At 55.6% G+C, this 8888-nt stretch carries 9 protein-coding genes; 8 read left to right on the plus strand and 1 reads right to left on the minus strand.

From position 1 onward, the window contains the following. Nucleotides 1-68: 68 nt before the first annotated feature. The 3 genes from QMG56_RS22640 to QMG56_RS22650 all read left to right on the plus strand — a co-directional run bounded on the left by QMG56_RS22640 (nt 69) and on the right by QMG56_RS22650 (nt 3633). A complete protein-coding gene (locus tag QMG56_RS22640; RefSeq protein WP_281825108.1) occupies nt 69-1346 on the plus strand; it encodes an NAD(P)/FAD-dependent oxidoreductase in 1278 nt (425 codons plus the stop codon). A gap of 160 nt (nt 1347-1506) precedes the next feature. Next, nucleotides 1507-2481 carry a quinone oxidoreductase gene (locus QMG56_RS22645; protein WP_281825109.1) on the plus strand — a complete coding sequence of 325 codons (975 nt, stop codon included), beginning with the start codon at nt 1507-1509 and terminating at the stop codon, nt 2479-2481. Between the two features lie 168 nt (nt 2482-2649). Then, entirely contained in the window at nt 2650-3633 is a 984-nt protein-coding gene (locus QMG56_RS22650; RefSeq protein ID WP_281825110.1) for a 3-carboxyethylcatechol 2,3-dioxygenase, read from the plus strand. Nucleotides 3634-3637: 4 nt separating this feature from the next. Here the strand turns inward: QMG56_RS22650 and QMG56_RS22655 are convergent, their stop codons facing one another. Beyond that, the gene (locus QMG56_RS22655) at nt 3638-4483 is read right to left on the minus strand and encodes a helix-turn-helix domain-containing protein (protein ID WP_281825112.1); all 846 of its coding nucleotides are present in this window, start codon (nt 4481-4483) and stop codon (nt 3638-3640) included. A gap of 144 nt (nt 4484-4627) precedes the next feature. Between QMG56_RS22655 and QMG56_RS22660 the strand changes: the two genes are divergently transcribed. From QMG56_RS22660 to QMG56_RS22680, 5 genes are all read left to right on the plus strand, one after another. Continuing rightward, nucleotides 4628-5494, plus strand: coding sequence for an NmrA family NAD(P)-binding protein (locus tag QMG56_RS22660; RefSeq protein ID WP_281825114.1), 867 nt, complete (start codon nt 4628-4630; stop codon nt 5492-5494). Between the two features lie 401 nt (nt 5495-5895). Continuing rightward, a complete protein-coding gene (locus QMG56_RS22665) occupies nt 5896-6675 on the plus strand; it encodes an SDR family NAD(P)-dependent oxidoreductase (RefSeq protein WP_281825116.1) in 780 nt (259 codons plus the stop codon). 55 nt (nt 6676-6730) lie between these two features. Then, the gene (locus QMG56_RS22670; protein WP_281825118.1) at nt 6731-7924 is read left to right on the plus strand and encodes an aromatic ring-hydroxylating dioxygenase subunit alpha; all 1194 of its coding nucleotides are present in this window, start codon (nt 6731-6733) and stop codon (nt 7922-7924) included. Beyond that, nucleotides 7921-8409, plus strand: a complete 489-nt coding sequence (locus QMG56_RS22675) for an aromatic-ring-hydroxylating dioxygenase subunit beta (RefSeq protein WP_281825120.1) — start codon at nt 7921-7923, stop codon at nt 8407-8409. The genes QMG56_RS22670 and QMG56_RS22675 overlap by 4 nt, the downstream gene beginning before the upstream one ends. A gap of 58 nt (nt 8410-8467) precedes the next feature. After that, nucleotides 8468-8888 (plus strand): alpha/beta fold hydrolase (locus tag QMG56_RS22680; RefSeq protein ID WP_281825122.1); only part of this gene is annotated, 421 nt, incomplete at its 3' end.

Raw genomic sequence — 8888 nt, forward strand, 5'->3', positions numbered from 1 at the left:
TCGGCAAATTCGGGCTGGAATATATCCGACCGGAAATCTCATTCGCGTCGGTCTTCGACGATGGATCGGTGGTCCTGACCTATCACGATCTCGACAAAACCTGCGAATCGCTGGCGAAAATCTCGCCGCGTGATGCCGAAAGCTATCGGCGCCATGTCGAAAAGATGAAGACGATCCTTCCAATGTTCGTTTCCGGCCTTCATGCGCCACCGCTGCCCTTCGGCACCACCATTGGCCTGCTTGAACAGAGCGAGCAGGGTCGCGAACTCATCGGGATCATGAACAAAAGCGCGATGGACATCGTCAACGAGCTTTTCGAGAACGAGATTCTGAAGGTTCATTTTGCAAAATTTTCGTCAGAAGCGATGTCCGGGCCTGAGGAGAAGGGCACAGGTCTGGTCTTCAACCTGATTGTCGGCATGTCGCACAGTTATCACGGGGGGCTTCCGGTAGGCGGCAGTGTGGCGCTTCCCGAGGCGCTGGTGCGCTGTATCGAACATCATGGCGGCGAACTGCGAACCGAATCTGAAATGGTTCGGGTTATTGTGGAAGGCGGCCAGGCGGTTGGCGTTGAACTGAAGGACGGAGAAGAGATTCGCGCCAAGCGCGCAGTCGTGGCCTGCATCCATCCACACACGCTTGATCAGTTCGTGGCCGGTGTGGACCCAACCATAGTGGCCGATGCCAAGCGCACGCATCATGGCGGCTACAGCTCGATGAACACGCATTATGCCTTACACGAGGCTCCTCGTTACACCGCGCTTGAAGGGTTGCCTGATCCGATGGTTGTAGAATGCCTTCCGGCTCAGCTTGATACATTCCGTCAAGAATTTGACGATCTTAGGTATAATCGCAGGCCAGCGCATCCTAGTCTGGTTTGCGCCACTCATACCAATTTTGACAAGTCGCGCGCGCCGGAAGGCAAGGCGACGCTCTACAAATATTCCTTCATGCCTTATGATTTGAAGGACGGCGGGAGTGCTGCATGGGATGATGTGAAAGAGGAAGCGGCCGACCACTTGCTTGATTACTTCCGTAAGTTCACGACCAACATGTCGAGCGACAACATCATTGCCCGCCATGTCGATTCACCGTTGGATTACGAGCGTTCTTCGCCCAGCTTCCGTCGTGGCGATGTCAGTGGAATCGGGCGTTATCTTTATCAATTTCTTGGCCGGAGACCCACTCCGGCGCTTTCGCAATATGCGGTGCCAGGTGTGGAGAAACTCTATCTGTCCGGCCCGTTCATGCATCCCGGTGGTGGTGTGATTGGCGGCGGACGCGCGACAGCCATAAAGATAATGGGCGACTTTGGCATGGATTTCGACAGGTTGTTCGTCGAATAGCCGCAAGGCCTTCCTTGCGCTGCAGGATATCGGTCCGGCTCTGGGTTTATCTTGTGACAGACGCATTCCGTAACGAGGTGCTTGATGAGACACTGAGCAAGTCTGGTTCTGCTCGGTCATGTTTTGATGCTGCTGTCGCGGCGAACGAGAGGGTTGGAAATTGCTGACGCGTGTGATTCGAGTTCACGAATGTGGTGGCCCGGATGTATTGCGCCAAGAAACGGTAGAAGTTCCGCCGCCATCGGTTGGCGAGGTGTTGGTTCGCAATTGCGCGATCGGGCTTAACTTCATAGATGTCTGTTTTCGTACTGGGCGCTATCGGGCCGCCATTCCGTTCATACCGGGTCTGGAAGGGGCGGGCATCGTCGAGGAAATCGGGCCGCGCGTGGAAGGCATCAGTGTAGGGGACCGGGTGGGATACATCGACCCGCTTGGCGCATATGCGGAGTTTCTCTTGAGGCCAGCCGCTCGTCTGATCAAACTACCTGACTCAATCGATTTACGTGACGCCGCCGCAATGCTGCTCAAAGGGATGACGGCAGAATATCTTCTCAATCGCACCTATCCGGTCCGGGCGGGCGAGGTTGTTCTGATACACTCCGCCGCGGGAGGAGTAGGGCAGATCCTGTGCCAATGGGCCAAACATCTCGGCGCCGAGGTGATAGGCACTGTCGGATCAGCTGCCAAGAAGCATCTGGCACAACGTGCTGGATGTGATCACATAATCGTGATGGATGAAGAAGAGTTCGCTCCGCGCGTTCGGGAAATTACCTCAGGCAAGGGCGTGCCGGTTGTGTACGACGGAATCGGTGCAACCAGTTTTCGAGGTTCGCTTGATTGCCTTTCACGGTTGGGGACAATGGTATCCTTCGGCAATGCATCGGGATCGATCCCGCCCTTTGATGTGCAGGTTCTTGCCAATAAGGGTTCGCTTTTCATCACGCGACCGGGGCTGGCAAGCTACACCGTCTCGCGCGAAGATCTGGAGACAAGCGCCACTCGGCTGTTTTCGGTGGTCGAGCAAGGTGCGGTCAAGGTCGAAATCGGGCAATGTTATCCGCTGGCTGACGCTGCAAGGGCACACAGAGATCTCGAAGGGCGACGTTTGACCGGGTCAAATATTTTGCTTACGTGAATCTTGAATGAGTTTCCGCTTGCGCTGACTGGCAGAAAGCTAAGCTATATTTGAGAATCCGCAACAAGTTGTCGAGGGAAGTACCTACGATCTTTCGGTCGCATTGTTCATGAGGTGAACGGCCAGTAGTTTGGGCTTGCGGACCATCGACAAAGGACCGAAGCTTGTATGCCGATCGCGGCTTGTGCGGCGGCGAAAATTGCAGGAAATGTCATGACATTGTCGCTGATTTGCGCGTCCCACACCCCCATGCTGAGCAGAGTTCCAATCGATCCGGACCAGTCCGCCCGGGTGCGGGCCGGTTTTGATGCCTTGTCCCTGCGTCTGCGGGAATTCGATCCCGAGATCATCATCCAATTCTCGCCAGATCATTTTCAAGGGTTTTTCCATCGCCTTATGCCAAATTTCTGTGTTGGCCTTGCTGCCCGGTCAGCAGAGGACTGGGATATCGGTCCAGGTGAACTTGATGTGCCCGTCAATGCGGCAAAAGCGCTGGTGGGCTGGCTGCAAGACCATGATTTTGATGTGGCGACGTCGCGCAACATGGTTGTGGATCACGGCTTCTTGCAGATGTGGCAGGAAATTCGCGGCAAGTTTACAGACCTTCCGATCATTCCGATCTTTGTCAATTGTGCTGCTCCGCCACTGCCCCGCTACCGGCGGATGCGCATGCTTGGCGAGGCGGTTGGTCAATTTGCCCAGCAAACCGGTAAGCGGGTGTTGCTGGTGGCGTCGGGTGGCCTATCTCACGATCCGCCGGTTCCCAACGTCGAACAAGTTCCGGCGGCGGTTGCTGAAAGATTGATAAACGGGGGGAGACGCGACGCCGCTGAAAAAGTCGCGCGTGAAGCGCATCTGACTGAATTCGGTGTTCTCGCCGCTAAGGGAGAGGGGCCGTGTGCACCGCTTAACCCTGAGTGGGACCGGGCATTTCTGGAAATCTTGCAAAGGGGCGATATTTCCCGCTGTGACGCCTTCGATGAAGAAGAGGTGCGTGCAACCGCTGGCCGCGCCGCAAACGAAGTATTGTGCTGGATTGCTGCAGCAGGCGCGCTATCTGCTGCAGGAGCTTACGATGCACATGTGGAATTTTATGAACCTATCCCAGGATGGATCGCAGGCATGGCGATGATGACCGCGCAGACTAGCTAGGAAGTCAATGCGTCGTCAGCCCTTGTTCGATAGCTGCGGCGTTACGTGCCAACACCGGAAGATATGATCGTATCGCAGCATCCGCCGGCACCGCGCTGCGGAAGAACACGACGTTGATGCAGGCCTTTACCTCATTGCCGATACGGATTGGCAAGGCGATACTGGCCAGCGTTTTCCGGCTCTCGCCAAAACTGCAGCCAAAGCCCTGTTCACGGGTAAGACGTATTGCGCGATCCACATAACTGTCATCGCGCGCAAGGCAACTTTCCATCCGATCCGAATCGGCTATCATCCGGATGATCATCTCCCTCTCGCGATCGTTGCAGTAGCCCAGAAAAGCGCGCCCCATAGCTGTCGTCAATATGGGAGTTTCAGTTCCGATGTGCACCTCATGGACGAAAAGTGGACTACGCCCATGCGTGGTTTCGCGAATGAACATGCGATGGCCATCAAGCGTGGCGACGCTTGATGGCCATGCGAGTTCTGAGGTAATATCGTGGATATGCCGCGCAGCGATGTCTATGATATTCGCGTCCTCATCCACCCCGTGGCCGAGAGCGCGAATCTTGTTTGTCAAGCAATAGCAATCATCAGCTAGCGACCGGCGTACATAGCCTGCATCCTCCAACGTATCAAGGATACGATAGACCGTAGTCCGATGCACGGAGATCATTTTGCTTATCCGGGCAACGGACGCGCCCGGTTCTCGGCTTAGAGCGGCGAGAATGTCCATGCCACGATTAACAGCTCGGACTTTCTTGTATTTGACCATCTCCCAACTCCAAATATTTTTACCCTTAAATAGAGCAGTCTGCGGCCGGTTGCAATGGCGAGCCGAAAGCCGCGTCACCCGCCTGAAGAGCCGCGGTCGAGCCTTGCGCTGGCTGGTCGGCAAGTCACATCGGTTGTGCATCCCGCGCACAGATTGCGTAGTTTACTTGCCGCCAGCGGCTCCCCACTGCACGTGGCACGCCAGAAAAAGGAAATTGACGGTATGATCGTTGTTACCGGCGCGAACGGCAGGCTGGGAAGGCTGGTTGCCAAGGCTCTCCACGTGATGGGTGCTTCTGCCGGAGTGGTGCTGGGAAGTCGCAACCCGGACCAGATCGGCGATTTGGCGGAGCTTGGTTTTCGCACGATGCGATTGGACTTTGCCGATACGGAAGGCATGGTGTCGGCGTTTTCCGGGGCTGGTACCGTCTTGATGATCTCCACGCCTGGGCCGATAGAACAGCGTATGCCGTTGCACCGCAATGCAATCGCAGCGGCCCGGCGTGCCGAGGTGGGACATCTGGTTTACACAAGCCGGGTCAATCCAGTGGCCGAAAGTCTCTATCCTTTCGCGCCGATACATGTATTCACCGAGGCCGAAATTGTCCGCAGCGGCTTGCCTGCAACGATCGTCCGCAATAGCGAATATGTCCAGAACATCACATGGTTGATCAAGGCTGCGGCGCTGTCTGGCGAATTAATTCTTCCCGGCGAATCAGGTCGCGTTGCCTATACTGATATAACAGACATTGCCGAAATTCTGGCAACGATAGTCACCGGTGGTGATCACGCAAGAAAGATCTATGAAATCAACGGTCCTGACGCTTTGACGCGGATTGAAATCGCCGCTTTGATCGCCCGCGCAGCCGGGCGGCGGGTCGAAGCGTTCCCGATCACTCGAGATGAATACGGTGCCTTTATGACGCAAAATGGTCGTCCGCCGTTTGTTGTAGAGATGTTGAAAGGGTTTTACGAGGCGATCGACGCTGGCGAATTCGCAAGGGTATGGGCCGATGCGGAACAATTGCTGGGACGAAGGCCTAAATCAATCAAATCGAATATTGAAGAAACGCTTGTCAATTTGACTTGACGGCATGCTCTTTCGTCGGGTGAATGCCGCTTCACCAAATTGATTTGCGAGATTGTAGACGATCACGGGGTTACGAGTAGCCGAAAATTCGACCCGAGTTGGAAGCGGTTCTTACACGGGCAGCGGGTTCACGCAGCGATGGAGCGCGTCAATCAACCACGATGTCTGGCACGGTGGATGCTTCCTAAATGTCCGGGACCATTAGGCTTTTGAGATTGCCCGCGCCAAAATCAATTGCGGGAAATGCCGCATCCAACTGTGGGCCAGGCGATCGGTTCGCCTGCTCGCCGCTTAGCTGTGCAGCCTGTGCACGAATGAGATTATTCCGTTTTATGAAGGCCCTGCCCATGCTTTAGCGGATGGCAATTCGGCGTTTGTGCCCGGTAGGAGAAAGATTGGAGATGTCTCAGTTCGCTAACAAGATCGCGATTGTTACAGGAGCGGCGCAAGGCGTCGGTCGTGCAATCGCACAGGTCTTCGCAAGCGAAGGTGCGAGAGTTGTACTTGTCGATCGACGCGCTGCATTCCTGAAAGATGTTTTTGAAGAGATCGGGGGTCCGGAAGGCCGCGCGCTATGCGTCGAAGCCGATCTTGAATGCTTTGCCGGCGCACAGAAGATGGTTTCGGAAGCGATTGCGGCATTTGGCCAGATCGACATTTCGGTTCACAATGTTGGGGGCGCGATCAAGGCCAAGCCATTCTGGGAGTATAGCGAATCTGAGTTGAAGGCAGAAGTTGCGCGCTCGCTCTGGCCGACAATGTGGTCTTGCCGGGCCGTTATTCCCCCGATGCTCGCGCGCAAATCGGGTGCCATTGTGAACATCGGATCCGCCGCAAGCGGATGGATGTGGAGGGTTCCCTATTCGGCAGCGAAGGGCGGTGTTCACGCGATGACCAAATGCCTTGGTCGCGAGTTGGCCGATGCCGGGGTAAGGATCAATTGCGTAGCTCCAGGCGCGCTTGCAGTGACCGATCGCGTTGCTCCGCGCAACCCGGATCCGCTTTCGCCTATCGAGGAAGAGTGGCGCAAGGCGGCATTTGACCAGTCGCTTGACGACACACCAATGGCGCGTGCCGGAAGTGTTCAGGAAGTGGCCGATGCGGTTCGTTTTTTCGCATCGGATGCCGCCAATTATATCACCGGTCAGACATTGTACGTGGCTGGCGGCGCGAGCGGATGACCGGCGCACCTGTTTTCGCAGTGCAAGAGCACTCTCGCCTGCCAACAAGTTGGAGATGATGATGAAGGAAGTCAGCAGTCTATCGCCGGAGGTCATCTGGCCCGCGAAGGTCAGCCATGTACCTAAGGACATTTTTGTCCGTGAGGACATCTATCGGGAGGAACTAAAACGCATCTTCTATGGTGCGGAATGGACGCCAGTGGCGCATGCCAGCGAAGTACCGAACGTCGGTGACTTCAAGACCTGTCTTGTCGGCGAGGTGCCCTTGCTCGTCACGCGCGACGAGGAGAGCGAGATCAATGTGATGTACAATAGCTGCTCGCACCGCGGCGCGCAGGTTGAAACGAAAGCATACGGCAACAAACGTCGCTTTGAATGCCCATATCATCGCTGGAATTTCGATACGCGCGGCAAACTGATCGGCTGCCCGCTCAAACCGGAGGATTCGGAAGGTTTCTCGCGCGCCGATTATCCGCTTATGAAGCCCCGCGTGGCGATCGTTCACGGCCTGATTTTCGTGACCTTCAGCGAGGAGACCCGGTCGATCGAAGATTTCCTTGATGGCTATGAGGGAAAGTTGGCTAATGCCATGGGCGGCGACGGGCGGCTGGTGTTGCTGGGCTATCATCGACTGACGCTTCACGCCAACTGGAAAACTTATCACGACAATGATGCGTGGCACGCCCCCCTGCTGCACATGGCTTTCCGCATGCTCAACTGGCAGGGCGGCAAGGGCAGCCAGTTCGTAAATGACACTGGCCATCGCGGATTTGAAAGCATGCTGTCTCTGCCCAAGGGCAAGACCATGCTCAATGACAACTCGCTGATCGAATATAAGGAAGCCAATTTCGAGCGCGGATCCTGCTCGCTCCATCTGTTTCCTTTGTTCGCAGCGGTGAAGCATCTCGATTCTATCGGTCTGCGTTTCGTAAACCCTGTGGCGGTCAACAAGACCGAATTGCACTTTGCTTATTTCGGGCGCGAGGATGATGATGAGGAAATGCGGAACCACCGCATTCGCCAGTCGTCAAACCTGCTCGGTCCATGCGGGCTTGTCAGCATGGAAGATGCAGCGGTATTCCAGCGGCTTCATATTGGCGGCCACGCGCCGGGCCATCAGATTTTCCAGAAGGGCATGCGCGGACAGTACGAGATCCCCACGGAATTCAGCCAGAACGATGAGTCAGCCAATATTCCGAGCTGGGAATATTATCGCAAGATCATGGGATTTGAGAAGGAAGCGCGATGAGCGAGATTACCCCCGAAGTTATGGCGCAGCTCGATGCCCTGCAACTGCAATATATGGATGCATTGGGTCGCAAGGATATGGGCGCCTGGCTCGCGACGTTTGACGCGGAAGGCGCCTATGTCTGCAAGACTCTGGAAGCCGAGGAACGCGGCTTGGGAATTGCCTTTATCCTGGATGATTGCCACGATCGCCTCAAGGACAGGGTCCAGTTCGTTACGCGGGTATGGGCGGGCACTTTTCAGGATTACCAACCCCGGCATTTTGCCCAGAGGGTGAGTTGCCGATCTGTTGGGGTCGACCTCATAGAAATGCGATCCAATTTCTCTGTGATGTTCACCCGCTCGGACACGCTAAAAACCGAAGTATTCGCTGCGGGACAATATATCGATCTCATATCACTGGCAAAAGACAAGCCTTTATTTAGGTCGAAGACGGCCATCACTGACGCACCGCTAATGGCGCATTACATGGCCTATCCGATATAGCCGGTATCAGGTCTGTCCGTCTGCGGGCGGATCCATTATAAGACATAAGAGGGACAGAATGGGATTGACCGCAGAAGGAACGAGCAAGTTCATCCAGGCAGGAAAGCACCGCCTGCATTATCATGAAGCTGGTGAAGGACCGGCATTGTTGATGATTCATGGCGGGGGGCCGGGGGCCGGTGGATGGAGCAATTATCGCCGAAATATCGATGCCTTCGCCAAGCATTTTCGCGTAATCATACCCGATCTTCCCGGGTTCTCGCAAAGCGACAAGCCGGTGATCGATGGCAGCATCTATCAATATTATGCGGATTCAATGCGAGATCTACTGGATGTGCTTGGGGTCGAGAAGGCGCATATCATCGGGAATTCACTGGGCGGTGCCACAACCCTGAAGCTGGCGCTGGACACGCCCGAACGTGCCGATCGCCTCGTACTTATGGGGCCGGGCGGCGGTTTGCAGATCTATACGCCGCGTC

Source organism: Sphingobium sp. BS19, assembly GCF_027925545.1.
Lineage (GTDB): Bacteria > Pseudomonadota > Alphaproteobacteria > Sphingomonadales > Sphingomonadaceae > Sphingobium.

Coding starts and splice junctions, on each gene's coding strand:
- QMG56_RS22670 (WP_281825118.1), top strand. CDS start 6,731: ATGATGATGAAGGAAGTCAGCAGTCTATCGCCGGAGGTCATCTGGCCC.
- QMG56_RS22665 (WP_281825116.1), top strand. CDS start 5,896: ATGTCTCAGTTCGCTAACAAGATCGCGATTGTTACAGGAGCGGCGCAA.
- QMG56_RS22650 (WP_281825110.1), top strand. CDS start 2,650: ATGCCGATCGCGGCTTGTGCGGCGGCGAAAATTGCAGGAAATGTCATG.
- QMG56_RS22675 (WP_281825120.1), top strand. CDS start 7,921: ATGAGCGAGATTACCCCCGAAGTTATGGCGCAGCTCGATGCCCTGCAA.
- QMG56_RS22660 (WP_281825114.1), top strand. CDS start 4,628: ATGATCGTTGTTACCGGCGCGAACGGCAGGCTGGGAAGGCTGGTTGCC.